The organism is Actinacidiphila sp. bgisy160, assembly GCF_965342435.1.
Classification (GTDB): Bacteria; Actinomycetota; Actinomycetes; order Streptomycetales; family Streptomycetaceae; genus Actinacidiphila.
This window is the reverse complement of sequence record NZ_CBDRCM010000009.1, coordinates 142340-168501: the sequence shown is the minus strand read 5'-3', so window position 1 is coordinate 168501 and position 26162 is coordinate 142340. Positions and strand designations below refer to the sequence as shown.

Below are 26162 nucleotides of genomic sequence, written 5' to 3'. Positions count from 1 at the left end.
GGATCGGCTACCTTGATCGGCTTTTGGCATGCCTGAAGGCATACGCGAGCCGACGTGACAGTCTACGTCAGCCGTTCCTGAAAGACGAATCCGGGGTGTATGCCCGCGAAAGATGATCGATAAGCGGGCCGGAGGGGGCGCTCAGGCGAGCGGGTCCGGCGCGGCCGTGATCCCGTACTCCGCCAGCTTGGCCTTGCCGCCGTCACGGGCGGTCAGGACCAGCGGGCCCTCCTCGGTGAGCGCGACGGAGTGCTCCCAGTGGGAGGACCAGGTGCCGTCGTCGGTCCTGACCGTCCACTCGTCCTCGAGAACGTGGGTGAGCGGGGTGCCGAGGCTGACCATCGGCTCGATGGCCAGGCACATGCCCGCCACCAGACGGGGGCCCTTGCCGCGCTTGCGCGAGACGTAGTTCAGCAGGTGGGGGTCCATGTGCATCTGCGAACCGATGCCGTGGCCGCCGTACTCCTCGATGATCCCGTACTTGCCGCCGCCGGGCTTGGGCTGCCGGCGGATGTACGTCTCGATGGCACGGGAGATGTCGACCAGCCGGTCGCCCTTGCGGAAGGCGGCGATGCCGGCCCACATGGACTCCTCGGTCACCCGGCTGAGCTCGATGAGCTCCGGAGCGTGACCGCCGCCCACGAAGGCGGTGTAGGCGGCGTCGCCGTGCCATCCGTCGACGATGGCACCGCAGTCGATCGAGATGATGTCGCCGTCCTTCAGGACGGTCGCGGTGTCCGGGATGCCGTGGACGACGACATCGTTCACGGAAGTGCAGATCGTGGCGGGGAAACCGCCGTAGCCGAGGAAGTTCGGCTTGGCGCCGTGGTCGGCGAGGACCTTGCGGGCCACGTCGTCCAGGTCCTTGGTGGTGGCCCCGGGGACGGCCGCCTCACGGGTGGCCTCGTGGATCGCGGCGACGACCAGGCCCGCCGCGCGCATCTTCGCGATCTGCTCGGGGGTCTTGATCTCCACCATCGGTCCTGGCCTTCCTTCGTCCCACGGGATACCTCAACGGTACGGCCGCGGGGTCCTGGGGGACACCGCGGCCGCAACGGTCACGCATGTGTTCAGGCGGCGCTGTCGCCCGTGTCCTTCTTGCCCTGCAGCGCGTCCATCGCCCGCTTGGTCACCTCGGCGACCTTGCCCAGGGCCGAGATCGTGCGCACCAGGCCCTGCTGCTTGTAGTAGTCGATGATCGGCTCGGTCTTGCTGTGGTACTCCTCCAGCCGGACCCGCACCTTCTCCTCGGTGTCGTCCGAACGCTGGTACAGCTCACCACCGCACTCGTCGCACACGCCCTCGACGGCCGGAGGCCGGTAGACCACATGGAAGACGTGGCCGCCGTCTTTGCGGCACAGTCGGCGGCCGGCGATCCGCTTGACGACCTCCTCCTCGGGGACCTCGAGGTCCAGGACGGCGTCCAGCGCTATCCCGGTCTCGGCGAGGATCTTGTCGAGCGCCTGGGCCTGGCCCACGTTCCGCGGGAAGCCGTCGAGCAGGAAGCCGCCCGCGGCGTCCGGCTGCAGCATGCGGTCCTTGGCCATGCCGATGGTGATCTCGTCGGGGACCAGCCGGCCGGCATCGGTGTACTCGCGGGCCCTGAGGCCCAGCTCCGTGCCCTGGCTGATGTTCGCCCGGAAGAGGTCGCCCGTGGAGATGTGCGGGATCGACAAGTTCCTGGCAAGGTACGCAGCCTGCGTACCCTTGCCGGCCCCGGGGGGCCCGACGAGGACGATGCGCATCAGCGGAGGAACCCTTCGTAGTTACGCTGCTGAAGCTGGCTCTCGATCTGCTTCACCGTCTCCAGGCCGACACCCACGATGATCAGGATGCTCGTCCCGCCGAACGGGAAGTTCTGGTTCGCGTTGAACAGCACCAGCGCCACAGTGGGCACCAAGGCGATCAGACCCAGGTACATAGCGCCCGGCCACGTGATGCGGTTGAGCACGTAGCTGAGGTACTCCGCGGTGGGACGACCAGCCCGGATGCCCGGGATGAACCCACCATACTTCTTCATGTTGTCCGCGACTTCTTCGGGGTTGAAGGAGATGGCCACGTAGAAGAAGGCAAAGAAGACAATCAGCAGGAAGTACGCGGTGATGTAGATCGGGTGATCGCCCTTGACCAGGTTGTCCCTGACCCAGTTTGCCCAGGTAGAGGTGGATCCACTGAACTGGACGACCAGTGACGGGATGTACAGGAGCGATGACGCGAAGATGACGGGAATCACACCCGCCTGGTTCACCTTCAGCGGGATGTAGGTGGAGGTTCCACCGTACGAACGACGCCCGATCATGCGCTTCGCGTACTGCACGGGGATGCGGCGCTGCGCCTGCTCGACGAAGACGACGAGGGCGACCATCGCCAGACCCACCAGGATGACGGCCCCGAACTCGACCCAGCCGTCCGCGATGTTCCCGGACTTCTTGATCGCCCAGAGGGCGCCGGGGAAGCCGGCCGCGATCGACAGGAACATCAGGATCGACATGCCGTTGCCGATGCCGCGGTCGGTGATGAGCTCACCCAGCCACATGATGAGGGCGGTGCCCGCGGTCATCGTGATGACCATCGTGATCGTGGTGAAGATCGACTGGTCCGGGACGATGTTGAAGCGGTCGGGACACTGCTGGAAGAGGCTGCCGGAGCGGGCGGTGGCCACCAGACCGGTGCCCTGCAGGATCGCGAGCGCCACGGTGAGGTAGCGCGTGTACTGCGTGATCTTCGTCTGGCCGGCCTGGCCCTCCTTCTTGAGGGCTTCCAGGCGCGGGATGACCACGGTGAGCAGCTGCAGGATGATGCTCGCGGTGATGTACGGCATGATGCCGAGCGCGAAGATCGTGAGCTGCAGAAGCGCGCCGCCGCTGAAGAGGTTCACCAGGCCGAAGAGGCCCTGATTCCCGCCGACCGCCTTGATGCAGGAGTTGACCACCTGGTAGTCGACCCCAGGGATCGGGATGTGCGCCCCCAGCCGGAACAGCACCATGATGCCCAGCGTGAACAGCAGCTTCTTGCGCAGGTCGGGCGTCCTGAACGCCCGGGCGAACGCGGTGAGCACGGTGCCTCCTGCGCCTCCCGCGTCTTCGGCGGGAGGTGACGGTGTTGAAAGCTACGAATGGTGGAACTGCAAAACGTTTGGGCTTGCCTGACCCGCTTCAGTGCACAGGCCCCGCAAGACTAGCCCGGCCCACCTTACCGGCGGGCATCCGTCCCCGGAATGACCAACCGGGGATGCCCCGCACGAAAGTGCGGAACATCCCCGGATGGATGTGGCATCACTCTCAGACGAGCTCGGTGACCGAGCCGCCCGCAGCGGTGATCTTCTCCTTGGCGGAGCCGGAGACCGCGTCGACGGTCACCTGCAGCGCCACGGAGACCTCGCCGGTGCCCAGCACCTTGACGAGCTGGTTCTTCCGCACGGCACCCTTGGCGACCAGGTCGGCCACCGTGACCTCGCCACCCTCGGGGTAGAGCGCGGCCAGCTTGTCCAGGTTCACGACCTGGAACTCGGTGCGGAACGGGTTCTTGAAGCCCTTCAGCTTCGGAAGACGCATGTGGAGGGGCATCTGCCCACCCTCGAAGCGCTCCGGAACCTGGTAGCGGGCCTTCGTGCCCTTGGTACCACGACCGGCCGTCTTGCCCTTGGAGGCCTCACCGCGACCGACACGGGTCTTGGCGGTCTTGGCGCCCGGGGCCGGACGGAGGTTGTGGACCTTCAGCGGAGACTGCTCTCCCATGTCAGTCGACCTCCTCGACCGTGACGAGGTGGCGGACGGTGTGGACCATGCCGCGGATCTCCGGGCGGTCCTCCTTGACCACGACGTCGTTCAGCCGCTTCAGGCCGAGCGAACGCAGGGTGTCACGGTGGTTCTGCTTGCTGCCGATGTAGGACTTGACCTGCGTGACCTTGAGGCGAGCCATTACGCACCCACCCCTGCACGCGCCCGGAGCAGAGCAGCCGGGGCCACGTCCTCGAGCGGCAGACCACGACGGGCGGCGATCTCCTCGGGGCGCTGCAGGCCCTTCAGCGCCTCCACCGTGGCGTGCACGATGTTGATCGCGTTGTCGGAGCCGAGCGACTTCGACAGCACGTCGTGAATGCCGGCGCACTCCAGGACGGCGCGCACCGGACCACCGGCGATCACACCCGTACCGGGGGAAGCAGGCTTGAGCAGGACGACGCCCGCGGCCTTCTCGCCCTGGATGGGGTGCGGGATGGTGCCCTGGATACGGGGGACCTTGAAGAAGTGCTTCTTGGCCTCCTCAACGCCCTTGGCGATGGCGGCCGGCACCTCCTTGGCCTTGCCGTAGCCGACACCCACGGTGCCGTCACCGTCGCCCACCACGACCAGCGCGGTGAAGCTGAAGCGACGACCACCCTTCACAACCTTGGCGACGCGGTTGATCGCGACAACGCGCTCAACGTACGCGGTCTTCTCGGCGGCAGCTGCGCCGCCGTCACGGCCCTTCCGGTCCCGCCGCTCGCCGCCACCGGCACCGCCACCGCGGCGCTGGGGTCCAGCCATTGGATTTACCTCTCTCTGTTTCCGCTAGCTACGGAACCGGCTCAGAAACCGAGCCCGGCTTCGCGGGCGGCGTCGGCCAGGGCAGCGATGCGACCGGCGTACCGGTTGCCACCGCGGTCGAACACAACGGTCCCGACACCGGCCGCCTTGGCCCGCTCGGCGACCAGCTGGCCGACCTTCTTCGCCTGCTCGGTCTTGTCGCCCTCGGCACCCCGGATCGAGGTGTCCAGGTGCGACGCCGAGGCCAGGGTGTGGCCCTTGAGGTCGTCGATGACCTGCGCCGTGATGCCCCGGTTGGAACGGGTCACGACCAGGCGCGGACGCTCCTCGGTGCCCGAGATCCGCTTGCGGACGCGGATGTGGCGACGCTTCTTGGCAGCGCCCTTGTAAGCGTCGCCCTTGGCGATCTTCACGCCGTATGCCATGGCTTACTTACCAGCCTTTCCGACCTTGCGGCGGATGACTTCGCCCTCGTACTTGACGCCCTTGGCCTTGTACGGGTCGGGCTTCCGCAGCTTGCGGATGTTCGCGGCGACCTCGCCGACCTTCTGCTTGTCGATGCCCTCGACCGAGAACTTGGTGGGGCTCTCGACCTTGAAGGAGATGCCCTCGGGGGCCTCGACGAGGATCGGGTGGCTGTAGCCCAGGGCGAACTCCAGGTTGGAGCCCTTCGCCTGGACGCGGTAGCCGACACCGCTGATCTCGAGCTTCTTCACGTAGCCCGCGGTCACGCCGGTGATCATGTTCGCCACCAGCGTGCGGGACAGGCCGTGCAGGGCCTTGTTCTGACGCTCGTCGTTCGGACGCGACACCTGCAAGGTGCCGTCCTCGCTCTTGACGATGTCGATCGGCGCGGCAACGGTGTGGGTCAGGGAACCCTTGGGGCCCTTCACCGAGACCGTCCGGCCATCGATGGTGACGTCCACGCCGGCGGGAACCGGGATGGGCAGCCGTCCAATACGCGACATGGCTATACCTCCGTTTCCCGACTACCAGACGTAGGCGAGGACTTCCCCACCCACGCCCTTCTTGTTGGCCTGCTTGTCGGTGAGGAGCCCGTGGGAGGTGGAGATGATCGCCACACCCAGGCCGCCGAGCACCTTCGGCAGGTTGGTGGACTTTGCGTAGACCCGCAGACCGGGCTTGCTGATGCGCTTGATGCCGGCGATCGAGCGCTCGCGGTTCGGACCGAACTTCAGGTCGATGGTGAGGTTCTTGCCGACCTCGGCGTCCTCGACCTTCCAGCCCTGGATGTAACCCTCCTGCTGGAGGATCTCCGCGATGTGCGACTTGATCTTGCTGAACGGCATGGTGACCTCGTCGTGGTACGCGGAGTTCGCGTTCCGCAGACGCGTCAGCATGTCTGCGATCGGGTCAGTCATGGTCATGTGATGGCCTTAGGCCTCTCTCGCCGGGGTTTCCTATATGCGCCATCCCTCTCCCCCATGAGGCTGGGGACGGGTGCGGCGCGGGGACCTACGGCGTAGTAAGACGGTCATGGGCGGCGGGCGCCCAACCCTTCTACCTTACGGTACTCAGGGCCGGGCTCCCGCCACTCATCTGCTTACCGAGAGCCCTGGTGGTTACCAGGAACTCTTGGTCACGCCCGGCAGTTCACCGCGGTGCGCCATCTCGCGAAGGCACACGCGGCACAGGCCGAACTTGCGGTACACGGAGTGCGGACGGCCGCAGCGCTGGCAGCGCGTGTAGGAACGCACGCCGAACTTGGGCTTGCGGGCGGCCTTCGCGATAAGAGCCTTCTTCGCCACGGCTCACGCCTCCTTGAACGGGAAGCCGAGGTGACGAAGGAGCGCGCGGCCCTCAGCGTCGTTGGTCGCCGTGGTCACCACGGTGATGTCCATACCCCGGGTGCGGTCGATCTTGTCCTGGTCGATCTCGTGGAACATGACCTGCTCCGTGAGACCGAAGGTGTAGTTGCCTCGGCCGTCGAACTGCTTCGGCGACAGACCGCGGAAGTCGCGGATGCGCGGGAGCGCGAGCGACAGCAGACGGTCCAGGAACTCCCACATGCGGTCACCGCGCAGGGTGACGTGGGCGCCGATCGGCTGACCCTCACGCAGCTTGAACTGCGCGATGGACTTCCGGGCCTTGGTGACGGCCGGCTTCTGGCCGGTGATCGTGGTGAGGTCGCGGATCGCGCCCTCGATCAGCTTGGAGTCGCGGGCGGCGTCGCCCACACCCATGTTGACCACGATCTTGGTGAGACCGGGGATCTGCATGACGTTCTCGTACTGGAACTCGTCACGCATCTTGCCCGCGATCTCCTCGCGGTAGCGCGCCTTCAGACGAGGCGAAGTGGTGGTAGTCATCAGATGTCCTCACCAGTCCGCTTGGCAACGCGGATCTTGTTGCCCTCGTCGTCGAAGCGGTAGCCGACGCGGGTCACGACCTTCTTGCCGTCCTTCTCAACGACCAGCTGGACGTTGGAGACGTGGACGGGCGCCTCGGTCGTGATGATGCCGCCGGTCTTCGAACCGCGAGCGGTCTGGCCGGCCTTGGTGTGCTTCTTGACCCGGTTGACACCCTCGACCAGGACACGGTCCTCGGCGGGGTAGGCCGCGATGACCTTGCCCTGCTTGCCCTTGTCCTTACCGGTGATGACCTGGACCAGGTCGCCCTTCTTGATCTTCATCGGTTACAGCACCTCCGGCGCGAGAGAGATGATCTTCATGAACTTCTTCTCGCGCAACTCCCGGCCCACGGGGCCGAAGATACGGGTGCCGCGGGGGTCACCGTCGTTCTTGAGGATGACGGCCGCGTTCTCGTCGAAGCGGATGTACGAACCGTCGGGACGGCGGCGCTCCTTGACGGTGCGCACGACGACCGCCTTGACGACGTCGCCCTTCTTCACGTTGCCACCGGGGATCGCGTCCTTGACGGTGGCGACGATGACGTCACCGATTCCCGCGTAGCGGCGACCGGAGCCACCGAGCACACGGATGCAAAGGATCTCCTTCGCGCCCGTGTTGTCGGCGACACGCAGTCGCGACTCCTGCTGGATCACGTCTATCTCCTGATCGTCTGCCGGTTCCCGCAGGGTCCTTGCGGATCACCCTGCGAGCCTGGCGGAACCGTCCTGCGGGGAACCCCCCGCAGGAATTACGTGCCGGCCGGGGCCGGACCGCGCGAACGGGTCACGCGGTCCGGCCGGCCGAGCGGTCTTACTTGGCCTTCTCGAGGATCTCGACGACGCGCCAGCGCTTGCTCGCGGACAGCGGCCGGGTCTCCATGAGGAGGACGCGGTCGCCGACGCCCGCGGCGTTCTGCTCGTCGTGCGCCTTGAGCTTGTTGGTACGGCGGATGACCTTGCCGTACAGGGCGTGCTTCACACGGTCCTCGACGGCGACCACGACGGTCTTGTCCATCTTGTCGCTGACCACGAGACCCTCACGGGTCTTGCGGAAGCCGCGCTGCTCGCTGCTCTCAGTCACATTCTTCTCGCTCATCAGGCGTTCTCCACCGTCTCGATGCCGAGCTCACGCTCACGCATGAGGGTGTAGATCCGGGCGATGTCCTTGCGGACAACCTTCAGCCGGGAGTTGTTCTCGAGCTGTCCGGTGGCCGCCTGGAAGCGGAGGTTGAACAGCTCCTCCTTGGCCTCACGCAGCTTGGCGACGAGCTCCTCGTCACCCAGCTGGCGCAGCTCGGTCGCCTTGGTACCGGCCGCCATTACAGCTCACCTGCCTCGCGCCGGACGATCCGGCACTTCATCGGAAGCTTGTGGGCGGCTCGGGTGAGCGCCTCACGCGCAACCTTCTCGTTCGGGAAGGACAGCTCGAACATCACCCGACCGGGCTTGACGTTCGCGACCCACCACTCCGGGGAGCCCTTACCGGAACCCATGCGGGTTTCGGCCGGCTTCTTCGTGAGCGGGCGGTCCGGGTAGATGTTGATCCAGACCTTGCCGCCACGGCGGATGTGACGGGTGATGGCGATACGAGCGGACTCGATCTGCCGGTTCGTCACGTACGCGGGGGTGACGGCCTGGATGCCGTACTCACCGAACGCCAGCTCGGTGCCACCCTTGGCCATGCCATCACGCTTCGGGTGGTGCTGCTTACGGTGCTTGACCCGACGGGGGATCAGCATGGGGGTCAGGCCTCCGTTCCGGTGGTCTCCGCAGCCGGAGCCTCAGCGGTGGTCACCTCGGCCTTGGGGGCCTGGGCGTCACCCTGGGGACGACGGCCACGGCCGCCGCGCTCGCCACCGCGGCGCTGCGGACGGTCATTGCCACCGCCACGGGCCGGGCGGTTGCCGGCGCGGGCGGCGGCGTTCTCGGCGCGGACCTCGGCGATGTTCTTGACGTCGCCCTTGTAGATCCACACCTTCACGCCGATACGGCCGAAGGTCGTACGGGCCTCGAAGAAGCCGTAGTCGACGTTGGCGCGCAGCGTGTGCAGCGGAACGCGGCCCTCGCGGTAGAACTCCGAGCGGGACATCTCGGCGCCGCCGAGACGGCCACCGCACTGGATCTTGATGCCCTTGGCGCCGGCCTTCATCGTGCTCTGCATGCTCTTGCGCATCGCACGACGGAAGGAGACGCGGGAGGACAGCTGCTCGGCGACGGCCTGGGCCACCAGCTGAGCGTCCGTCTCCGGGTTCTTGACCTCGAGGATGTTCAGCTGGACCTGCTTGCCGGTCAGCTTCTCCAGGTCGCCGCGGATACGGTCGGCCTCCGCGCCGCGGCGGCCGATGACGATGCCCGGCCGGGCGGTGTGGATGTCGACGCGGACGCGGTCGCGGGTGCGCTCGATCTCCACCTTGGAGATGCCGGCCCGCTCCATGCCCTGCGTCATCATCCGGCGGATGGCGACGTCTTCCTTGACGTAGTCCTTGTACAGCTTGTCGGCGTACCAACGGGACTTGAAGTCCGTGGTGATGCCGAGCCGGAACCCGTGCGGGTTAACCTTCTGGCCCATTACCGGGTCCCTTCCTTGCTGCTGACGACCACGGTGATGTGGCTGGTCCGCTTGCGGATCCGGTAGGCGCGGCCCTGGGCGCGCGGACGGAACCGCTTCAGGGTCGGGCCCTCGTCGACGTACGCCTCACTGATGTACAGCGACTCGGCGTCGGTGTGGTCGTAGTTGTGCGCGGCGTTGGCAATGGCGCTGTCGAGCACCTTGCCCACCGGCACGCTCGCGGCCTGCGGGGCGAAACGCAGGACCGCCTGAGCCTCCGTGGCGCTCATGCCACGGATGAGGTCCACCACGCGGCGGGCCTTCATGGGCGTGACGCGGATGTACCGCGCCTGGGCCCTGGCTTCCATGGTTGTCCCTTCGGTGTCTGTCTGTGTCGTCACTGTTCCGCTCCGCAGGTCAGCGACGACGCGACTTGCGGTCGTCCTTCTCGTGGCCGCGGAAGGTGCGGGTCGGCGCGAACTCGCCGAGCTTGTGGCCGACCATCGACTCGGTGACAAACACCGGGACGTGCTTACGGCCGTCGTGCACCGCGATCGTGTGGCCCAGCATCGCCGGGATGATCATCGAGCGGCGGGACCAGGTCTTGATGACGTTGTGGGTACCGGCCTCGTTCTGAGCGTCCACCTTCTTGATCAGGTGGTCGTCGACGAAGGGCCCCTTCTTGAGACTGCGCGGCATCTAAACCCGCTCCTAGCGCTTCTTGTTCGTCTTGCGGCGGCGGACGATGTACTTGCTGCTGGCCTTCTTCGGCGAGCGAGTACGACCCTCCTTCTGACCCCACGGGCTGACCGGGTGGCGACCACCGGAGGTCTTGCCCTCACCACCACCGTGCGGGTGGTCGACAGGGTTCATGGCCACACCGCGGACGGTCGGGCGGACGCCCTTCCAGCGCATACGGCCGGCCTTGCCCCAGTTGATGTTCGACTGCTCGGCGTTGCCGACCTCGCCGATGGTGGCGCGGCAGCGGACGTCGACCATGCGGACTTCACCGGACGGCATGCGAAGGGTGGCCATGGAGCCCTCCTTCGCCAGCAGCTGCACCGAAGAGCCCGCGGAGCGGGAGATCTTCGCGCCGCCGCCGGGACGCAGCTCGATGGCGTGAACGGTGGTACCGACGGGGATGTAGCGCAGCGGCAGGTTGTTGCCGGGCTTGATGTCCGCGCCGGGGCCGTTCTCGATCCGGTCGCCCTGGTTCAGCTTGGCCGGGGCCAGGATGTAGCGCTTCTCGCCGTCCGCGTAGTGCAGGAGCGCGATGCGCGCGGTGCGGTTGGGGTCGTACTCGATGTGCGCGACCTTGGCCGGCACGCCGTCCTTGTCGTGACGACGGAAGTCGATCACGCGGTAGGCGCGCTTGTGGCCACCACCCTGGTGGCGAACGGTCACACGACCGGCGTTGTTACGGCCGCCCTTGCTGTGCAGCGGGCGGACCAGCGACTTCTCCGGCGTGGACCGCGTGATCTCGACGAAGTCGGCGACGCTGGAGCCACGACGGCCCGGGGTCGTCGGCTTGTACTTGCGGATACCCATTTCTCAGTCCTCGGAAGATTCCGGACTTCTGAACGTTCCGGCCTCCGTTAGGAGACCGGGCCGCCGAAGATGTCGATGCGGTCGCCCTCGGCGAGGGTCACGATGGCGCGCTTGGTGTCCTTGCGCTTGCCGAAACCGGTCTTGGTGCGCTTGCGCTTACCCTGACGGTTGATCGTGTTGACCCCGGTGACCTTGACCGAGAAGACCGCTTCGACGGCCTGCTTGATCTGGGTCTTGTTGGCACGCGGGTCGACGACGAACGTGTACTTGTTCTCGTCCAGCAGCGCGTAGCTCTTCTCGGAGACCACCGGCTTGACCAGGATGTCACGGTGGTCCGTGAAGGTCCGGCTGGTGATCGCGGTCTGCTCGGCCATCAGGCGTCGCTCCCTTCGGTCTCGGCGGCGCCGTTACCGATGAAGCGGTCGAAGGCGGCCTTGGTGAAGACCACGTCGTCGGAGACGAGCACGTCGTACGTGTTCAGCTGGCCGGCCTCCAGGATGTGCACCTGGGGCAGGTTGCGGGCGGAGAGCCACGCGGCCTCTTCGGCGCGGTCGGCGACGAGCAGCACGTTCTTGCGGTCGCTGATCTTGCCCAGCAGCGTCTTGGCGGCCTTCGTCGACGGGGACTCGCCCTCGACGACGCCGGTCACGACGTGGATGCGGTTGTGACGCGCCCGGTCGGTGAGGGCACCGCGCAGGGCGGCGGCCTTCATCTTCTTCGGGGTCCGCTGCGAGTAGTCACGCGGCACGGGACCGTGCACGACGCCGCCACCGGCGAACTGCGGGGCGCGGGTCGAACCCTGACGGGCGCGGCCGGTGCCCTTCTGGCGGTACGGCTTCTTGCCACCACCGCGGACCTCGCCACGCGTCTTGACCTTGTGCGTGCCCTGACGGGCGGCGGCCAGCTGCGCCACGACGACCTGGTGGATCAGCGGGATGCTGACCTTCGCGTCGAAGATCTCGCCCGGGAGCTCTACGGTCCCGGTCTTGTCGCCGGCGGGCGACAGAATGTCAATGGTGCTCATATCCTCAGGCCCCCTTGGCCGCGGTGCGGACCAGGACGAGGCCGCCGTTCGGGCCGGGAACCGCGCCCTTGATGAGCAGCAGGCCCTTCTCCGCGTCAACAGCGTGGACGGTCAGGTTCTGGGTGGTGACCCGCTCGTTGCCCATGCGGCCCGCCATGCGCAGACCCTTGAACACACGGCCCGGGGTGGCGCAGCCACCGATGGAGCCGGGAGAGCGGTGCTTGCGCTGGGTGCCGTGACCGGCGCCGAGGCCCTTGAAGTTGTGACGCTTCATGACACCGGCGAAGCCCTTGCCCTTGCTCTTGCCGGTGACGTCCACCTTCACGCCGGCCTCGAACACCTCGGCGGTGATCTCCTGGCCGAGGGTGTACTCGGCGGCGTCCGCGGTGCGGAGCTCCACCAGGTGGCGGCGGGGGGTCACGTCGGCCTTGGCGAAGTGGCCCTTGAGGGGCTTGTTCACCTTGCGCGGGTCGATCTCGCCGAAGGCGATCTGGACCGACTCGTAGCCGTCGACGTCGTTCGTGCGGACCTGGGTCACGACGTTCGGGCCGGCCTTGACCACGGTCACGGGGACGACACGGTTGTTCTCGTCCCAGACCTGGGTCATGCCGAGCTTCTCGCCCAGGATGCCCTTGATCTGCTTAGCCATCTGTTCCGCGCCTCTCAGAGCTTGATCTCGATGTCGACGCCGGCCGGAAGGTCCAGGCGCATCAACGAGTCAACGGTCTTGGGCGTCGGGTCGAGGATGTCGATCAGGCGCTTGTGCGTGCGCATCTCGAAGTGCTCGCGCGAGTCCTTGTACTTGTGCGGCGACTTGATGACGCAGTACACGTTCTTCTCAGTGGGCAGCGGCACCGGGCCCGCGACCTGCGCACCAGTACGCGTCACCGTCTCGACGATCTTCTTCGCCGAGGAGTCGATGACCTCGTGGTCGTAGGCCTTGAGCCGGATGCGGATCTTCTGTCCCGCCATGGCTACTTCGTAGTCCTGTCTGCTAGTGAACGCTCTGGAACTCGGTGGTTCGACCGTCTTCTCCGACCCACGCGGTCGGGCGTGTCGCTTCCCTTCCCTTAAATCTCCGCATGGCGGAGACCCTCAGGGAGGGGATACGTGGGAGAAGGCACCCACCGAGCGCCTGGCGAGCACCCCGCTGACGCTTCCCGGAAGATTCCCGTACGTCCGTCCCGAGCGGGACGACGAGTACTGTGGGACTCGCTTCCGGTCCTCCCGACGGGAGGCGCGCAGCATCGGCACTCGACCGAGCAACCCGGCTAGTCTGCCATACCGGACGCGTCGGACGCCAATCGGGGCGCAGTACCTTACCCGCCGCCCCCGCTTCCCCAAACCCGGGTCACAGTCCGGATGTGTACACCAGCAACGGCGGGGTGCCGGGCGGGGCGTCGACGGGCACGCCGGGAGTGGCGTTGGCCAGCAGCCAGGAGGCGAGGAAGGGCGTGGAGACGTCCCCGTTCGTGTCCTTGTAGAGCGCCGCCACCCCCGTGACGTGCGGGGCGGCCATCGAGGTGCCGCTCATGCGGACCAGCCCCCCGCCCATGGCCGCCGAGGTGATCCCGGTGCCGGGGGCGCTGATGTCCACGCAGCCGCCCCAGTTGCTGAAGGACGCCTTGTGGTCCGACTCGTCGGTCGCGGCGACGGTGAACGCGCCCGGCGCCCCGGCCGGGGAGACACCGCAGGCGTCCTCGTCGGAGTTGCCGGCGGCGACCACCGGGAAGACCCCCGCGGCCGCCAGGCCCTCCACCGCGCGGTCGGCCGTCTCGCTGTGCGCGCCACCGGTCGACAGGTTGGCGACCGCCGGCTTCACCGCATGGGCGGCCACCCAGTTCATCCCGGCGACGACCGTGGCCACCGAGCCGCGGCCGTCACAGCCCAGCACCCGTACCGAGACCAGCTTCGTCGCCCGGGCGACCCCGGTGCCGGCGCCGCCGACCGTCCCGGCGACGTGCGTGCCGTGCCCGTTGCAGTCGGCGCCGTCCCGGCCGTCCCCCACCGCGTCGAACCCTGGCACCGCCCGCCCGCCGAACTCGGCGTGCCCGAAGTCGATGCCGGTGTCGATGATGTACGAGGTGACCGCGGCGCCCGTCGCCCGGACACTGAAGACACCGCCCTCGCGGGCCCGGCTGCCGATCCGGGCCAGGCCCCAGGACACCTCGGCGGCGGCCGCGGTCACCTGCGTCGCCGGATTCGGCGCCGCGACCTCGGTGTCCTGTTCCACGGCCTCCACCCCCGGCACCGCGCGCAGCCGGGAGACCTGGCCGTCGGTCAGCCGCGCGGCGAAGCCCACCAGCGCGCTGGTGAACGTGAACATCGCCCTCGCCTCGACGCTGCGCAGCACCGTGCCCGGATCGGTACCCGGCCGCAGCATCACCACATACTGCCCGCGGATGCCGCCCTGAGCCGCCATCCGCAGCGGGGCCCCCGGCGGCTCCGGCGTCGCGGCGGCCCCGCCGAGTGCGGGCAGGACGGCCGTCAGGACGGCGGCGACGACCACTGCCCGGCGCTGGGACAGGCGCATGGCGGGCTCCTCGGGGGACTCGTACGGGTGTGCACCGAACGTCACCAGTCGTAACATCGAGTGCTCATGGCCTGCTCGCGCAGTGCGCCGATCGGGCGAGGGGCTGCGGCGGCCGGGAAGGTGACGCCCCGATGACGTACACGCGTCGCCCAGGTGGCGCACGCCGCGCCGGAGCGCGGCAACCTCCCGGGCGGAACCGCCCTCTAGCCTGACGTGAAGATCGCTCCCACCCGTCGGCGCTTCCTGGCCGGCCTCGCCGCCGGCACCGCCGCGGTCGCCGTGGCCGGCTGCTCCCGGTCCGGGGTCGCGGCCACCGGTCCGGCGCCCGCCCCTCTCGCGTTCCGTGCGGCGGCCGGCGGGGCACGGCTGCTCCAGGTCCTGGCGCACCCCGACGACGAGCTGTACTTCATGAACCCGGACACCGTGCAGGCCGTCGAGGCGGGCGTCCCCGTGGTGTCGGTGTACGTCACCGCGGGCGAGGCGCACGGCGTCAACCGTCCACCGGGACAACCGCGTCCGGCCCCCGACAAGGCCGCCTACTCCGCCGCCCGCCACCAGGGACTGCGGCAGGCCTACGCGGCGATGCTGGGCACCGACATCTTCACCCCCTGGCGGCGCGGCACCACGCGGCTGGCCCACGGCATGACCTCCGAGGTCGACACGCTGCGGGTGGGCGACCGCGAGGCGGTGCTGGTCTTCCTCAACCTCGCCATGCACGGCAGCACCAACAGGGTCGGCCTGCCGCAGCTGTGGCAACTGCCCGGCATGACGATGCCGACCTTCACCTCGGCGGGCTCACCGAACACCGCCAGGGGCACGTACACCCACGACGTCCTGGTGGACGTGCTCACCGGCCTGCTGGAGCGCCACCGGCCGACCGTCGTCCACACCCTCGACCCCGACCCGGACATGGAGGCCAACGGGGCCACCTGGCGACGGGACATCGAGCAGCTCGGCTACAGCGACCACTGGGACCACACCGCGACCGCGCTGTTCACCTGGAAGGCGATCGCCCGCCACGCCGACACCGTCGCCCGCAGCGAGGGCGTCGTGCCCGCCTTCCTGACGACGGCCTACCGGGGCTACTACAACCACCACTGGCCCTACAACCTCCCGCCGGCACTGCTGCGCCGGAAGGCCGGCTACCTCGCCCCGTACGGCGGCGCCCCCGACTGGCCGTGCGGCGACCCCTCCGGCTGCGGCGACTACGCGGTGGGCGTGGGCAGGCCGCTGACCAACCGCAAGGGCTGGGTGCGCAGCACCCACTACCGCCACCCCGGCGCCCGCCTCGTGCCCGGGACCGACGCGCAGGGGCGACTGGTCGCCCACGGTGTGCTCGGCACCCGCGCGGTGCGCTGGCGCGAGACCGCCCCCGGCAGCGGGCGCTGGGGCCCGCCACGCGACCTGGGCGGCGGCCCGCTCGCCCCCGCGCTGAGCGTCGTGACCGACCCGGCCGGCGGCGGCCCGCTGCTGTTCGCCCTGCGGTTCGCCTCGCTGGACAGCGACCGGACGGCCAACACCCGGGACGTGGTGCTGCTGGAGGAGGGCCGTGACTGGCAGGGGCTCGGCTCGCCCGAGGACGACCCGGACCGGGGCCGCAGGATCGGCGTCCCCGTCGCGGTGACCGCCCCGGACGGCCGGGTGCACCTGTTCGTACGCAACGCCGCCAAGGGCCTGAGCACTCGCGTACGGGAGCCGGACGGCAGCTGGATCGGCTGGCAGGACCTGGGCGGCGGCCAGGTGCAGGACGGGCTGAGCGCGGTCGTGGACCGCGACGGGAGGGTGCACGTGTTCGCCGCCGGGCGCACCGCCGTGCACCACTGGTCCCAGGACGCGCCCGGCCGTCCGCCGGTCTGCCGCTTGCTGACCGCACTGCCCGTCCCCGCCGATCCCCCGGCCGCCACTGCCGAGCCCGACGGCTCCCTGTCGCTGGTCTACCGCCTGCCGGCGAGCGACGAACTGCTCGTCCACCGGCTCGGCTTCGTCCGGGCGGCGCTCGCGCCTGGCCGGCCGAGGCTCTTCGACGGTTACGGCCCCCTCGCCCAGGCCCACGGGCTGCTCGCCGGCCGCGGCGCCGACGGGTCCGTCCACGTCGCCGGCCTCGCGCACCCGGCCGGCGCGCTGCGCCGGGGCGCCCCCGCGTACGGCTTCCCGGCCCTGCACGGCCGCCCCGGCGCCCGGCCGGCCGTCGTGGGCTTCGGGACGGACGCCACGCCCTGGATCTGGCGGCCGGAGCTGCGCACCCCGGTCTAGCCGCCCCGGGCCGAAACGGCGAGGGCCCCGGCCCACCGCGTGAACGGTGGGCCGGGGCCCTCGTGCAACTCGCCTACGGCAAGCGGCGGATCGCCGGGATCCTTACTTCAGGATCTTGGTGACCTGGCCGGCGCCGACGGTCCGGCCACCCTCGCGGATGGCGAACTTCAGGCCCTCCTCCATGGCGATCGGCTGGATCAGCGCGACCGTCATGGCGGTGTTGTCGCCCGGCATGACCATCTCGGTGCCCTCGGGGAGGGTCACGACGCCGGTCACGTCCGTGGTACGGAAGTAGAACTGCGGGCGGTAGTTGTTGAAGAACGGGGTGTGACGGCCACCCTCGTCCTTCGACAGGATGTAGGCCTGGGCCTCGAACTCGGTGTGCGGGGTGACCGAGCCCGGCTTGATGATGACCTGGCCGCGCTCGACGTCCTCGCGCTTGATGCCGCGGAGCAGCAGACCGACGTTCTCACCGGCCTGGCCCTCGTCGAGCAGCTTGCGGAACATCTCGATGCCGGTGACCGTGGTGGTGGTCTTCTCCGGCTTGATGCCGATGATGTCGACGGTCTCGTTGACCTTGAGGACACCGCGCTCGATACGACCGGTGACGACGGTGCCACGACCGGTGATCGTGAAAACGTCCTCGATCGGCATCAGGAACGGCTTGTCGACGTCGCGCTCGGGGGTGGGGACGGACTCGTCCACGGCCTTCATCAGGCCGAGGAGCTTCTCGCCCCACTCCTTGTCACCCTCCAGCGCCTTCAGCGCGGAGACGCGGACGACCGGCAGGTCGTCGCCCGGGAACTCGTACTCGGAGAGCAGTTCACGGACCTCGAGCTCGACGAGCTCCAGGATCTCCTCGTCGTCCACCATGTCGGCCTTGTTCAGGGCGACGACGATGTACGGAACGCCGACCTGGCGGGCCAGGAGCACGTGCTCCTTGGTCTGCGGCATCGGGCCGTCGGTGGCCGCGACCACCAGGATCGCGCCGTCCATCTGCGCGGCACCGGTGATCATGTTCTTGATGTAGTCCGCGTGACCCGGGCAGTCGACGTGCGCGTAGTGACGCGCGTCCGTCTGGTACTCGACGTGCGCGATGGAGATGGTGATACCGCGCTGCCGCTCCTCCGGCGCCTTGTCGATCTGGTCGAACGGCGTGAAGGGGTTCAGCTCCGGGTACGCGTCGTGCAGCACCTTGGTGATCGCAGCGGTAAGAGTGGTCTTACCGTGGTCGATGTGACCGATGGTGCCGATGTTGACGTGCGGCTTAGTCCGCTCGAACTTCGCCTTCGCCACTGGGGTCCTCCTGTGGAGTTGCTGTACGCCTTACTTCATCGGCGCCAGGGTGATCTTTGCTGGGTTGCGGGCGGCCGGGGCATCCGGCGCTCCCCTTGCGGTTCGCGGCGGAATGCCCCTAAGCCTCCCGGTCAAGCCTAGTGCGAGTGCACCTACTGGGTTACTCGCCCTTGGCCTTCGCGATGATCTCCTCGGCGACGTTCTTGGGAACCTCGGCGTAGGAGTCGAACTGCATCGAGTAGCTCGCGCGACCCGACGTCTTGCTGCGGAGGTCGCCGACGTAGCCGAACATCTCCGACAGGGGCACCAGGGCCTTGACGACCCGGGCGCCAGCGCGCTCCTCCATGGCCTGGATCTGGCCACGGCGGGAGTTGATGTCACCGATGACGTCGCCCATGGACTCCTCGGGCGTGGTGACCTCGACGGCCATCATCGGCTCGAGCAGCACGGGGCCGGCCTTGCGGGCGGCCTCCTTGAAGGCCTGCGAACCGGCGATCTTGAACGCCAGCTCGGAGGAGTCGACCTCGTGGTAGGCACCGTCGAGAAGGATGACGCGGACGCCCACCATCTCGTAGCCCGCCAGGATGCCGAACTTCATGGCCTCCTGGGCACCGGCGTCCACCGACGGGATGTACTCGCGGGGGATGCGGCCACCGGTGACCTGGTTGACGAACTCGTAGGAGGCGTCGCCACCCTCGAGAGGCTCGATGGAGATCTGGACCTTCGCGAACTGGCCCGTACCACCGGTCTGCTTCTTGTGGGTGTAGTCGACCTTCTCGACCGTCTTGCGGATGGTCTCGCGGTACGCCACCTGCGGCTTGCCGACGTTGGCCTCGACCTTGAACTCACGGCGCATGCGGTCGACCAGCACCTCGAGGTGCAGCTCGCCCATACCGCCGATGATGGTCTGGCCGGTCTCCTCGTCCGAGTGGACCTGGAAGGAGGGGTCCTCCTCCGCGAGACGCTGGATGGCGACACCCAGCTTCTCCTGGTCGCCCTTGGACTTGGGCTCGATCGCGACCTGGATGACCGGCGCCGGGAAGTCCATGGACTCCAGGATCACCGGGTTCTTCTCGTCGCTCAGCGTCTCACCGGTGGTGGTCTGCTTCAGGCCCATGACGGCGACGATGTCGCCGGCGCCCACCGAGTCGATCTCCTCACGCTTGTTCGCGTGCATGCGGTAGATCTTGCCGATGCGCTCCTTGCGGCCCTTGACGGAGTTCAGCACGGCGGTGCCGGACTCCAGGCGGCCGGAGTACACGCGGACGAAGGTGAGCTTGCCGAGGTGCGGGTCGCTCATGATCTTGAACGCCAGCGCCGACAGCGGCTCGTCGTCGGAGGGCTTGCGCCTGATGATCTCCTCGGCGTCGCCGACCGCGTGGCCCTCGATGGCCTCGACGTCCAGCGGGGAGGGGAGGTAGCGCACGACGGCGTCGAGCAGGGGCTGCACGCCCTTGTTCTTGAACGCGGTGCCGCAGAAGACCGGGGTGACGGTGACGCCGTCGCCCTTGCCGGAGTTGATGGTGACGCGGCGGATGGCCGCGTACAGCTGCTCCTCGGTGGGCTCGGTGCCCTCGAGGTACAGCTCCATCATCTCCTCGTCGTTCTCCGCGACGGCCTCGAGCAGCTTGCCGCGCCACTCGTCGGCGGCCTCGGTGTGCGTGGCCGGGATGTCGACGACGTCGTACATCTCGCCCTTGGTGGCCTCGGCGGACCACACGAGGGCCTTCATGCGGACGAGGTCGATGACGCCCTTGAAGTCGGCCTCGGCACCGATCGGCAGCTGCATGACGATCGGGGTCGCGCCCAGGCGGTCCACGATCATGTCGACGCAGCGGTGGAACTCGGCACCGGTGCGGTCCAGCTTGTTGACGAAGCAGATGCGCGGGACGCCGTAGCGGTCCGCCTGACGCCACACGGTCTCGGACTGCGGCTCGACGCCGGCGACGCCGTCGAACACCGTCACGGCACCGTCGAGCACGCGCAGCGAACGCTCCACCTCGACGGTGAAGTCGACGTGACCCGGCGTGTCGATGATGTTGATGGTGTGGTCGACGTTCTCCAGCGGCCAGTGACAGGTGGTCGCGGCGGACGTGATCGTGATGCCGCGCTCCTGCTCCTGCTCCATCCAGTCCATCGTGGCAGCGCCGTCGTGGACCTCACCGATCTTGTACGAGACACCGGTGTAGAACAGGATCCGCTCGGTGGTCGTCGTCTTGCCCGCGTCGATGTGGGCCATGATCCCGATGTTGCGGACCCTGGCCAGGTCAAGTGAAGTGGTAGCCATAAGGCTTCAGTCTTCTCTCGGTTCTCGATGGGGTAGCGACTACCAGCGGTAGTGCGCGAAGGCCTTGTTGGACTCGGCCATCTTGTGGGTGTCCTCGCGGCGCTTGACCGCGGCGCCCAGACCGTTGCTGGCGTCCATCAGCTCGTTCATCAGACGCTCGGTCATGGTCTTCTCGCGGCGGGCACGGGAGTAACCCACGAGCCAGCGCAGCGCCAGGGTGTTGGCACGGCCGGGGCGGACCTCGACCGGGACCTGGTAGGTCGCACCGCCGACGCGGCGGGACTTGACCTCGAGGGAGGGCTTGACGTTCTCCAGGGCACGCTTGAGCGTGATGACCGGGTCCTGGCCGGTCTTCTCGCGCAGGCCCTCGAGGGCGCCGTACACGATGCGCTCGGCGGTGGAGCGCTTGCCGTGCAGGAGGATCTTGTTGACGAGCGAGGTCACCAGAGGAGAACCGTAAACCGGGTCGACGATGACCGGGCGCTTCGGGGCGGGGCCCTTACGAGGCATTCTTACTTCTCCTTCTTGGCGCCGTAGCGGCTGCGGGCCTGCTTGCGGTTCTTGACACCCTGGGTGTCGAGCGAGCCGCGGATGATCTTGTAGCGAACACCCGGCAGGTCCTTCACACGGCCACCACGCACGAGCACGATGGAGTGCTCCTGCAGGTTGTGACCCTCACCCGGAATGTAAGCGGTGACCTCGATGCCGCTGGTCAGACGCACACGCGCGACCTTACGCAGGGCCGAGTTCGGCTTCTTCGGGGTGGTCGTGTAGACACGCGTGCAGACGCCGCGGCGCTGAGGGGAACCCTTCAGTGCGGGCGTCTTGTTCTTCTCGACCTTGTCCTGCCGGCCCTTTCGGACCAGCTGCTGGATCGTAGGCACCGTTTCTCCGGTTTCTGTGTGCCGACTCGATACTTCTAACCTGGGGTTTCAGCGGCTCACTCCGACCCACGCGGTCGGGTGTGTCGCGCACCTCATACGATTTCCGTCGAAGCGAAAGTGCGTATTTGTCGGTGTATCGGCCTCGGTGTCCCGCGCGGACAAGTGCACGCACGAGAACCCGGGCACACCCCAGGCACAAGGTCAGAGCGTACCCAGCGCCCAGCCTTCGGTCAAAACATATGGTCTCGGCCGATGCCGCACCCTCCCGCCGGACCCCTCCGTGGGCTCGCGGGAACGCACTCAGCCGTGACTGACCGCCACTACCACCATAACGACGATCGCCGTGATCGCGACCGTGAACGCGGTCAGAAGGTAGCCCATCACCAGACCGCACACGGCGAGGACGTCGCCCCGCTCGCCCGTGCGCCGGATCTCCCGGCGCGCCATGTGCCCCAGCACCACGGCCGGTATCCCGGGGATCACCAGCCCGAACACGCCCACCGCACCGCAGACCAGCGAGGCGACCGCCTTGGCGTTGACCGGCGGCGGCGGCGTGGGGAGCCGACGGGGACGCGGGATGTCCGCGGTGAGTCCGTACAGCTCCTGGTACGTCACAGCCTGGTAGGCCAGCCCGACCCGGTCCTCGAACTCCGACTGGGTCAACCGGCCTTCGGTGAACGCCGCCTTGAGCACGTCCACCGTACGCTCGCGATCATCGTTCGCAGCCCGCATCGCTCCATTATGCCCGGAAAACCACGTTCCGCGGGCGGCTCGTCACACGGCCGGCGCGACCGCGCCGCCTCCTCCCCCGGCCGGACCGCCCAGAGGGCCCCACAGGCCCGTCCAGACCCCGTGGAAAGCCGCTGGGCGGCCACCCCGGAAGGGGTGGCCGCCCAGCGGCTTCAAGCGCACGACTCAGCCGTTGTACGGGCCGTAGTCGTAGTCCTCCAGCGGGACGGCCTGGCCGGAGCCGGTGCCGAACGGGCTGTAGTCGATGTCGTCGTAGCCGACGGCCGAGTACATCGCGGCCTTGGCCTCCTCGGTCGGCTCGACCCGGATGTTGCGGTAGCGGGACAGGCCCGTACCGGCCGGGATGAGCTTACCGATGATGACGTTCTCCTTGAGGCCCAGCAGCGAGTCGGACTTGGCGTGGATCGCCGCGTCGGTCAGGACCCGGGTCGTCTCCTGGAAGGAGGCGGCCGACAGCCAGGACTCGGTGGCCAGCGAGGCCTTGGTGATACCCATCAGCTGCGGACGGCCGGAGGCCGGGTGGCCACCCTCCGCCACGACCCGACGGTTCTCGGTCTCGAAGCGGCCGCGCTCGACCAGCTCGCCCGGCAGCAGCTCCGCGTCACCGGACTCGATGATCGTCACCCGGCGGAGCATCTGCCGGATGATGATCTCGATGTGCTTGTCGTGGATCGACACACCCTGCGAGTTGTAGACCTTCTGCACTTCCCCGACCAGGTGGACCTGGACGGCCCGCTGACCCAGGATGCGCAGCACGTCGTGCGGGTTGGTGGCACCCACGGTCAGCTTCTCGCCGACCTCGACGTGGTCGCCCTCGCCCACCAGCAGACGGGCACGCTTGGAGATCGGGTAGGCGATCTCCTCGGCACCGTCGTCCGGGGTGATGACGATCTTCTTGGTCTTCTCGGTCTCCTCGATCCGGATGCGGCCGGCCGCCTCCGAGATCGGGGCGACACCCTTGGGGGTACGCGCCTCGAAGAGCTCGACGACACGCGGCAGACCCTGGGTGATGTCGTCACCGGCCACACCACCGGTGTGGAAGGTACGCATCGTCAGCTGGGTACCGGGCTCACCGATGGACTGGGCGGCGATGATGCCGACCGCCTCACCGATGTCCACCAGCTTGCCGGTCGCGAGCGAACGGCCGTAGCACATCGCGCAGGTGCCCACCGCGGACTCGCAGGTCAGGACCGAACGGGTCTTGACCTCCGCGACGCCGTTGTGGATGAGCTGCTCGATGAGCACGTCGCCCAGGTCGGTGCCGGCGGTGGCCAGCACCTTGCCGTCCACCACGACGTCCTCGGCGAGGCAGCGCGCGTACACGCTGGTCTCGACGTCGTCCGTCTTGCGCAGCGAACCGTCCTCGGAGCGCTCGGCGATCGCCAGCTTGAGGCCGCGCTCGGTGCCGCAGTCCTCCTCGCGGATGATGACGTCCTGCGAGACGTCCACCAGACGACGCGTCAGGTAACCGGAGTCGGCGGTACGCAGGGCGGTGTCCGCGAGACCCTTACGGGCACCGTGGGTGGAGATGAAGTACTCCAGCACGGTGAGACCCTCACGGAACGACGCCTTGATGGGCCGCGGGATGGTCTCGTTCTTCGCGTTGGACACCAGGCCACGCATACCCGCGATCTGGCGCATCTGCATCATGTTTCCGCGGGCGCCCGAGTCGACCATCATGAAGATCGGGTTGGTCTTCGGGAAGTTCGCGTTCATCGCCTCGGCGACCTCGTTGGTCGCCTTGGTCCAGATCGCGATCAGCTCCTGCGTGCGCTCGTCCTTGGTGATCAGACCGCGCTCGTACTGCTTCTGGACCTTCTCGTCCTGTGCCTCGTAGCCCGCGATGATGGCCTTCTTGGCCTCGGGCACGACGACGTCGGAGATGGCCACGGTGACACCGGAACGGGTCGCCCAGTGGAAGCCCGCCGCCTTCAGGTTGTCGAGCGTCGCCGCCACGATGACCTTCGGGTAGCGCTCGGCGAGGTCGTTGACGATCTCGGAGAGCTGCTTCTTGCCCACCGGGTAGTCCACGAACGGGTAGTCCTCGGGCAGCAGCTCGTTGAAGAGCGCGCGGCCCAGGGTCGTGTTCAGCCGGAAGGAGTCGCCGAGCTGCCAGGGCTCCTCGCCCTCCACGTCCGCCGGCGGGGTCCAGCCGCGGGGCGGGACGGTGCCGATCGGGAAGCGGATGTCGATCCTGGACTGCAGCGACAGCTCACGCGCGTCGAAGGCCATGATCGCCTCGGCGGTCGAGCCGAACGCCCGGCCCTCGCCGCGGAGCTCGCGCTCCTCCGCGTCCGTGGTGAGGAAGAACAGACCCAGGACCATGTCCTGCGTCGGCATCGTCACCGGACGGCCGTCGGCGGGCTTGAGGATGTTGTTCGAGGACAGCATCAGGATGCGGGCCTCGGCCTGTGCCTCCGCGGACAGCGGCAGGTGCACGGCCATCTGGTCGCCGTCGAAGTCCGCGTTGAACGCGGTGCAGACGAGCGGGTGGATCTGGATGGCCTTGCCCTCGACCAGCTGCGGCTCGAAGGCCTGGATGCCGAGGCGGTGCAGGGTCGGCGCACGGTTCAGCAGCACCGGGTGCTCGGCGATGACCTCTTCGAGCACGTCGTACACGACCGTGCGGCCGCGCTCGACCATGCGCTTGGCCGACTTGATGTTCTGCGCGTGGTTGAGGTCCACCAGGCGCTTCATCACGAACGGCTTGAAGAGCTCCAGCGCCATGGCCTTGGGCAGACCACACTGGTGCAGCTTGAGCTGCGGGCCGACGACGATGACCGAACGGGCCGAGTAGTCGACGCGCTTGCCGAGCAGGTTCTGACGGAACCGGCCCTGCTTGCCCTTGAGCATGTCGGACAGCGACTTCAGCGGACGGTTGCCGGGGCCCGTGACCGGGCGGCCGCGGCGGCCGTTGTCGAAGAGCGCGTCCACGGCCTCCTGAAGCATGCGCTTCTCGTTGTTCACGATGATCTCGGGGGCACCGAGGTCGAGGAGGCGCTTGAGGCGGTTGTTGCGGTTGATGACGCGGCGGTACAGGTCGTTCAGGTCGGAGGTCGCGAAGCGGCCACCGTCCAGCTGCACCATCGGACGCAGGTCCGGCGGGATCACCGGGACGCAGTCCAGCACCATGCCCTGCGGCTTGTTGGTGGTCTGCAGGAAGGCGGAGACGACCTTGAGGCGCTTGAGCGCCCGGGTCTTCTTCTGGCCCTTGCCGGTACGGATGATCTCGCGGAGCTTGGCGGCCTCCTCGTCCAGGTCGAAGGACTCCAGGCGCTTCTGCAGCGCCGCGGCACCCATCGAACCCTGGAAGTAGGTCCCGAAGCGCTCCCGCAGCTCGCGGTAGAGCAGCTCGTCCCCCTCCAGGTCCTGGACCTTGAGGTTCTTGAAGCGGGACCACACCTCGTCGAGCCGGTCGAGCTCGCGCTGGGCACGGTCGCGCAGCTGCTTCATCTCACGCTCAGCACCCTCGCGCACCTTGCGGCGCACGTCGGACTTGGCGCCCTCGGCCTCCAGCTCGCCCAGGTCGGCCTCGAGCTTCTTCTGCCGGGACTCGATGTCGGAGTCACGGCGCTGCTCGATCTGCTGACGCTCGACGGAGACCTGGGCCTCCAGCGAGGGCAGGTCGCGCGTGCGGCGCTCGTCGTCCACCCACGTGATCATGTAGGCGGCGAAGTAGATGACCTTCTCGAGGTCCTTCGGGGCGAGGTCGAGCAGGTAGCCCAGCCGCGACGGAACGCCCTTGAAGTACCAGATGTGGGTCACGGGAGCGGCCAGCTCGATGTGGCCCATCCGCTCACGACGCACCTTGGCGCGAGTGACCTCGACGCCGCAGCGCTCGCAGATGATGCCCTTGAAGCGGACACGCTTGTACTTGCCGCAGTAGCACTCCCAGTCCCGGGTGGGGCCGAAGATCTTCTCGCAGAAGAGTCCGTCCTTCTCGGGCTTGAGGGTGCGGTAGTTGATGGTCTCCGGCTTCTTCACTTCGCCGTGCGACCACTGCCGGATGTCGTCCGCGGTCGCCAGGCCGATCCGCAGCTCGTCGAAGAAGTTGACGTCGAGCACTTTGTCGTCAATCCCTCTTTCGGGGTCGAAAGTCAAACATGTCTGAACGGTCCGGGGGAGGGCGGGGAGCCGATCTC

At 68.0% G+C, this 26162-nt stretch carries 32 protein-coding genes; 1 reads left to right on the top strand and 31 read right to left on the bottom strand.

Annotated features, from left to right (window positions below; translation table 11 throughout):
- Window positions 1-141: 141 nt before the first annotated feature.
- The 25 genes from map to ACRWNP_RS11225 all read right to left on the bottom strand — a co-directional run bounded on the left by map (window position 142) and on the right by ACRWNP_RS11225 (window position 14595).
- Entirely contained in the window at window positions 142-978 is an 837-nt protein-coding gene (map, locus tag ACRWNP_RS11345; RefSeq protein WP_431960952.1) for a type I methionyl aminopeptidase, read from the bottom strand.
- 92 nt (window positions 979-1070) lie between these two features.
- Entirely contained in the window at window positions 1071-1745 is a 675-nt protein-coding gene (locus ACRWNP_RS11340) for an adenylate kinase (RefSeq protein ID WP_431960951.1), read from the bottom strand.
- Window positions 1745-3058, bottom strand: coding sequence for a preprotein translocase subunit SecY (gene secY / locus ACRWNP_RS11335; RefSeq protein ID WP_431960950.1), 1314 nt, complete (start codon window positions 3056-3058; stop codon window positions 1745-1747). The genes ACRWNP_RS11340 and secY overlap by 1 nt, the downstream gene beginning before the upstream one ends.
- Window positions 3059-3281: 223 nt before the next feature.
- A complete protein-coding gene (gene rplO / locus ACRWNP_RS11330; RefSeq protein ID WP_431960949.1) occupies window positions 3282-3737 on the bottom strand; it encodes a 50S ribosomal protein L15 in 456 nt (151 codons plus the stop codon).
- 1 nt (window position 3738) lies between these two features.
- Window positions 3739-3921 carry a 50S ribosomal protein L30 gene (gene rpmD, locus ACRWNP_RS11325; RefSeq protein ID WP_018558884.1) on the bottom strand — a complete coding sequence of 61 codons (183 nt, stop codon included), beginning with the start codon at window positions 3919-3921 and terminating at the stop codon, window positions 3739-3741.
- Window positions 3921-4526, bottom strand: coding sequence for a 30S ribosomal protein S5 (rpsE, locus tag ACRWNP_RS11320; protein WP_003998815.1), 606 nt, complete (start codon window positions 4524-4526; stop codon window positions 3921-3923). Before rpsE ends, rpmD begins: the two co-directional genes overlap by 1 nt.
- A gap of 41 nt (window positions 4527-4567) precedes the next feature.
- Window positions 4568-4951: a 50S ribosomal protein L18 gene (rplR, locus tag ACRWNP_RS11315; RefSeq protein ID WP_319158056.1), complete on the bottom strand. Its 384-nt coding sequence runs from the start codon at window positions 4949-4951 to the stop codon at window positions 4568-4570.
- A 3-nt stretch (window positions 4952-4954) separates the two neighbouring features.
- Entirely contained in the window at window positions 4955-5494 is a 540-nt protein-coding gene (gene rplF, locus ACRWNP_RS11310) for a 50S ribosomal protein L6 (protein WP_319139016.1), read from the bottom strand.
- A 21-nt stretch (window positions 5495-5515) separates the two neighbouring features.
- Window positions 5516-5914, bottom strand: a complete 399-nt coding sequence (gene rpsH / locus ACRWNP_RS11305; protein WP_018558881.1) for a 30S ribosomal protein S8 — start codon at window positions 5912-5914, stop codon at window positions 5516-5518.
- Window positions 5915-6109: 195 nt separating this feature from the next.
- Window positions 6110-6295: a type Z 30S ribosomal protein S14 gene (locus ACRWNP_RS11300; RefSeq protein WP_059127180.1), complete on the bottom strand. Its 186-nt coding sequence runs from the start codon at window positions 6293-6295 to the stop codon at window positions 6110-6112.
- Window positions 6296-6298: 3 nt separating this feature from the next.
- Entirely contained in the window at window positions 6299-6856 is a 558-nt protein-coding gene (gene rplE / locus ACRWNP_RS11295; protein WP_431960948.1) for a 50S ribosomal protein L5, read from the bottom strand.
- Window positions 6856-7179, bottom strand: a complete 324-nt coding sequence (rplX, locus tag ACRWNP_RS11290; protein ID WP_431944472.1) for a 50S ribosomal protein L24 — start codon at window positions 7177-7179, stop codon at window positions 6856-6858. Before rplX ends, rplE begins: the two co-directional genes overlap by 1 nt.
- Before the next feature lie 3 nt (window positions 7180-7182).
- Window positions 7183-7551, bottom strand: coding sequence for a 50S ribosomal protein L14 (rplN, locus tag ACRWNP_RS11285; protein ID WP_055718836.1), 369 nt, complete (start codon window positions 7549-7551; stop codon window positions 7183-7185).
- A 157-nt stretch (window positions 7552-7708) separates the two neighbouring features.
- Window positions 7709-7993: a 30S ribosomal protein S17 gene (gene rpsQ / locus ACRWNP_RS11280; protein WP_431944475.1), complete on the bottom strand. Its 285-nt coding sequence runs from the start codon at window positions 7991-7993 to the stop codon at window positions 7709-7711.
- On the bottom strand, window positions 7993-8217 hold the full coding sequence (gene rpmC, locus ACRWNP_RS11275; RefSeq protein WP_431960947.1) for a 50S ribosomal protein L29: 225 nt from the start codon (window positions 8215-8217) through the stop codon (window positions 7993-7995). The genes rpsQ and rpmC overlap by 1 nt, the downstream gene beginning before the upstream one ends.
- Window positions 8217-8636, bottom strand: a complete 420-nt coding sequence (gene rplP / locus ACRWNP_RS11270) for a 50S ribosomal protein L16 (protein ID WP_018558876.1) — start codon at window positions 8634-8636, stop codon at window positions 8217-8219. Before rplP ends, rpmC begins: the two co-directional genes overlap by 1 nt.
- Before the next feature lie 5 nt (window positions 8637-8641).
- On the bottom strand, window positions 8642-9466 hold the full coding sequence (gene rpsC, locus ACRWNP_RS11265; RefSeq protein ID WP_431960945.1) for a 30S ribosomal protein S3: 825 nt from the start codon (window positions 9464-9466) through the stop codon (window positions 8642-8644).
- Complete coding sequence (rplV, locus tag ACRWNP_RS11260; RefSeq protein ID WP_361800744.1) at window positions 9466-9813, bottom strand: 50S ribosomal protein L22; 348 nt, start codon at window positions 9811-9813, stop codon at window positions 9466-9468. Before rplV ends, rpsC begins: the two co-directional genes overlap by 1 nt.
- A 49-nt stretch (window positions 9814-9862) precedes the next feature.
- Window positions 9863-10144 carry a 30S ribosomal protein S19 gene (rpsS, locus tag ACRWNP_RS11255; protein ID WP_431944481.1) on the bottom strand — a complete coding sequence of 94 codons (282 nt, stop codon included), beginning with the start codon at window positions 10142-10144 and terminating at the stop codon, window positions 9863-9865.
- A 12-nt stretch (window positions 10145-10156) separates the two neighbouring features.
- Window positions 10157-10993 (bottom strand): 50S ribosomal protein L2, encoded by an 837-nt coding sequence (gene rplB, locus ACRWNP_RS11250; RefSeq protein WP_319139010.1) that lies wholly within the window; start codon window positions 10991-10993, stop codon window positions 10157-10159.
- 47 nt (window positions 10994-11040) lie between these two features.
- Window positions 11041-11367: a 50S ribosomal protein L23 gene (rplW, locus tag ACRWNP_RS11245; RefSeq protein ID WP_319139009.1), complete on the bottom strand. Its 327-nt coding sequence runs from the start codon at window positions 11365-11367 to the stop codon at window positions 11041-11043.
- The gene (gene rplD / locus ACRWNP_RS11240; RefSeq protein ID WP_431960944.1) at window positions 11367-12017 is read right to left on the bottom strand and encodes a 50S ribosomal protein L4; all 651 of its coding nucleotides are present in this window, start codon (window positions 12015-12017) and stop codon (window positions 11367-11369) included. Before rplD ends, rplW begins: the two co-directional genes overlap by 1 nt.
- A gap of 4 nt (window positions 12018-12021) precedes the next feature.
- Entirely contained in the window at window positions 12022-12666 is a 645-nt protein-coding gene (gene rplC / locus ACRWNP_RS11235; protein ID WP_018558869.1) for a 50S ribosomal protein L3, read from the bottom strand.
- Between the two features lie 14 nt (window positions 12667-12680).
- Window positions 12681-12989, bottom strand: a complete 309-nt coding sequence (gene rpsJ, locus ACRWNP_RS11230) for a 30S ribosomal protein S10 (protein WP_014144312.1) — start codon at window positions 12987-12989, stop codon at window positions 12681-12683.
- Between the two features lie 379 nt (window positions 12990-13368).
- Window positions 13369-14595, bottom strand: coding sequence for a S8 family peptidase (locus tag ACRWNP_RS11225; protein ID WP_431960943.1), 1227 nt, complete (start codon window positions 14593-14595; stop codon window positions 13369-13371).
- A gap of 168 nt (window positions 14596-14763) precedes the next feature.
- Here ACRWNP_RS11225 and ACRWNP_RS11220 point away from each other — a divergent pair, with 168 nt between their 5' ends.
- A complete protein-coding gene (locus ACRWNP_RS11220) occupies window positions 14764-16803 on the top strand; it encodes a PIG-L family deacetylase (RefSeq protein ID WP_431960941.1) in 2040 nt (679 codons plus the stop codon).
- A gap of 102 nt (window positions 16804-16905) precedes the next feature.
- Here the strand turns inward: ACRWNP_RS11220 and tuf are convergent, their stop codons facing one another.
- From tuf to ACRWNP_RS11190, 6 genes are all read right to left on the bottom strand, one after another.
- On the bottom strand, window positions 16906-18099 hold the full coding sequence (tuf, locus tag ACRWNP_RS11215) for an elongation factor Tu (protein WP_319158063.1): 1194 nt from the start codon (window positions 18097-18099) through the stop codon (window positions 16906-16908).
- 160 nt (window positions 18100-18259) lie between these two features.
- Window positions 18260-20386: an elongation factor G gene (gene fusA / locus ACRWNP_RS11210; RefSeq protein ID WP_431960940.1), complete on the bottom strand. Its 2127-nt coding sequence runs from the start codon at window positions 20384-20386 to the stop codon at window positions 18260-18262.
- Between the two features lie 39 nt (window positions 20387-20425).
- On the bottom strand, window positions 20426-20896 hold the full coding sequence (rpsG, locus tag ACRWNP_RS11205) for a 30S ribosomal protein S7 (RefSeq protein WP_431944495.1): 471 nt from the start codon (window positions 20894-20896) through the stop codon (window positions 20426-20428).
- A 2-nt stretch (window positions 20897-20898) separates the two neighbouring features.
- Window positions 20899-21270, bottom strand: coding sequence for a 30S ribosomal protein S12 (gene rpsL, locus ACRWNP_RS11200; protein ID WP_014144289.1), 372 nt, complete (start codon window positions 21268-21270; stop codon window positions 20899-20901).
- 300 nt (window positions 21271-21570) lie between these two features.
- Window positions 21571-22002: a DUF1707 and DUF4190 domain-containing protein gene (locus ACRWNP_RS11195; protein WP_431960939.1), complete on the bottom strand. Its 432-nt coding sequence runs from the start codon at window positions 22000-22002 to the stop codon at window positions 21571-21573.
- A 183-nt stretch (window positions 22003-22185) separates the two neighbouring features.
- Window positions 22186-26085, bottom strand: coding sequence for a DNA-directed RNA polymerase subunit beta' (locus tag ACRWNP_RS11190; RefSeq protein WP_431960937.1), 3900 nt, complete (start codon window positions 26083-26085; stop codon window positions 22186-22188).
- Between the last annotated feature and the right edge of the window lie 77 nt (window positions 26086-26162).

Excerpts from the sequence above, each read along its gene's own strand:
- map (WP_431960952.1), bottom strand. The coding sequence starts at position 978 with ATGGTGGAGATCAAGACCCCCGAGCAGATCGCGAAGATGCGCGCGGCG.
- ACRWNP_RS11340 (WP_431960951.1), bottom strand. The coding sequence starts at position 1,745 with ATGCGCATCGTCCTCGTCGGGCCCCCCGGGGCCGGCAAGGGTACGCAG.
- rplO (WP_431960949.1), bottom strand. The coding sequence starts at position 3,737 with ATGGGAGAGCAGTCTCCGCTGAAGGTCCACAACCTCCGTCCGGCCCCG.
- rpmD (WP_018558884.1), bottom strand. The coding sequence starts at position 3,921 with ATGGCTCGCCTCAAGGTCACGCAGGTCAAGTCCTACATCGGCAGCAAG.
- rpsE (WP_003998815.1), bottom strand. The coding sequence starts at position 4,526 with ATGGCTGGACCCCAGCGCCGCGGTGGCGGTGCCGGTGGCGGCGAGCGG.
- rplR (WP_319158056.1), bottom strand. The coding sequence starts at position 4,951 with ATGGCATACGGCGTGAAGATCGCCAAGGGCGACGCTTACAAGGGCGCT.
- rplF (WP_319139016.1), bottom strand. The coding sequence starts at position 5,494 with ATGTCGCGTATTGGACGGCTGCCCATCCCGGTTCCCGCCGGCGTGGAC.
- rpsH (WP_018558881.1), bottom strand. The coding sequence starts at position 5,914 with ATGACCATGACTGACCCGATCGCAGACATGCTGACGCGTCTGCGGAAC.
- rplE (WP_431960948.1), bottom strand. The coding sequence starts at position 6,856 with ATGACTACCACCACTTCGCCTCGTCTGAAGGCGCGCTACCGCGAGGAG.
- rplX (WP_431944472.1), bottom strand. The coding sequence starts at position 7,179 with ATGAAGATCAAGAAGGGCGACCTGGTCCAGGTCATCACCGGTAAGGAC.
- rpsQ (WP_431944475.1), bottom strand. The coding sequence starts at position 7,993 with ATGAGCGAGAAGAATGTGACTGAGAGCAGCGAGCAGCGCGGCTTCCGC.
- rpmC (WP_431960947.1), bottom strand. The coding sequence starts at position 8,217 with ATGGCGGCCGGTACCAAGGCGACCGAGCTGCGCCAGCTGGGTGACGAG.
- rplP (WP_018558876.1), bottom strand. The coding sequence starts at position 8,636 with ATGCTGATCCCCCGTCGGGTCAAGCACCGTAAGCAGCACCACCCGAAG.
- rpsC (WP_431960945.1), bottom strand. The coding sequence starts at position 9,466 with ATGGGCCAGAAGGTTAACCCGCACGGGTTCCGGCTCGGCATCACCACG.
- rplV (WP_361800744.1), bottom strand. The coding sequence starts at position 9,813 with ATGGAAGCCAGGGCCCAGGCGCGGTACATCCGCGTCACGCCCATGAAG.
- rpsS (WP_431944481.1), bottom strand. The coding sequence starts at position 10,144 with ATGCCGCGCAGTCTCAAGAAGGGGCCCTTCGTCGACGACCACCTGATC.
- rplB (WP_319139010.1), bottom strand. The coding sequence starts at position 10,993 with ATGGGTATCCGCAAGTACAAGCCGACGACCCCGGGCCGTCGTGGCTCC.
- rplW (WP_319139009.1), bottom strand. The coding sequence starts at position 11,367 with ATGGCCGAGCAGACCGCGATCACCAGCCGGACCTTCACGGACCACCGT.
- rplD (WP_431960944.1), bottom strand. The coding sequence starts at position 12,017 with ATGAGCACCATTGACATTCTGTCGCCCGCCGGCGACAAGACCGGGACC.
- rplC (WP_018558869.1), bottom strand. The coding sequence starts at position 12,666 with ATGGCTAAGCAGATCAAGGGCATCCTGGGCGAGAAGCTCGGCATGACC.
- rpsJ (WP_014144312.1), bottom strand. The coding sequence starts at position 12,989 with ATGGCGGGACAGAAGATCCGCATCCGGCTCAAGGCCTACGACCACGAG.
- fusA (WP_431960940.1), bottom strand. The coding sequence starts at position 20,386 with ATGGCTACCACTTCACTTGACCTGGCCAGGGTCCGCAACATCGGGATC.
- rpsG (WP_431944495.1), bottom strand. The coding sequence starts at position 20,896 with ATGCCTCGTAAGGGCCCCGCCCCGAAGCGCCCGGTCATCGTCGACCCG.
- ACRWNP_RS11195 (WP_431960939.1), bottom strand. The coding sequence starts at position 22,002 with ATGCGGGCTGCGAACGATGATCGCGAGCGTACGGTGGACGTGCTCAAG.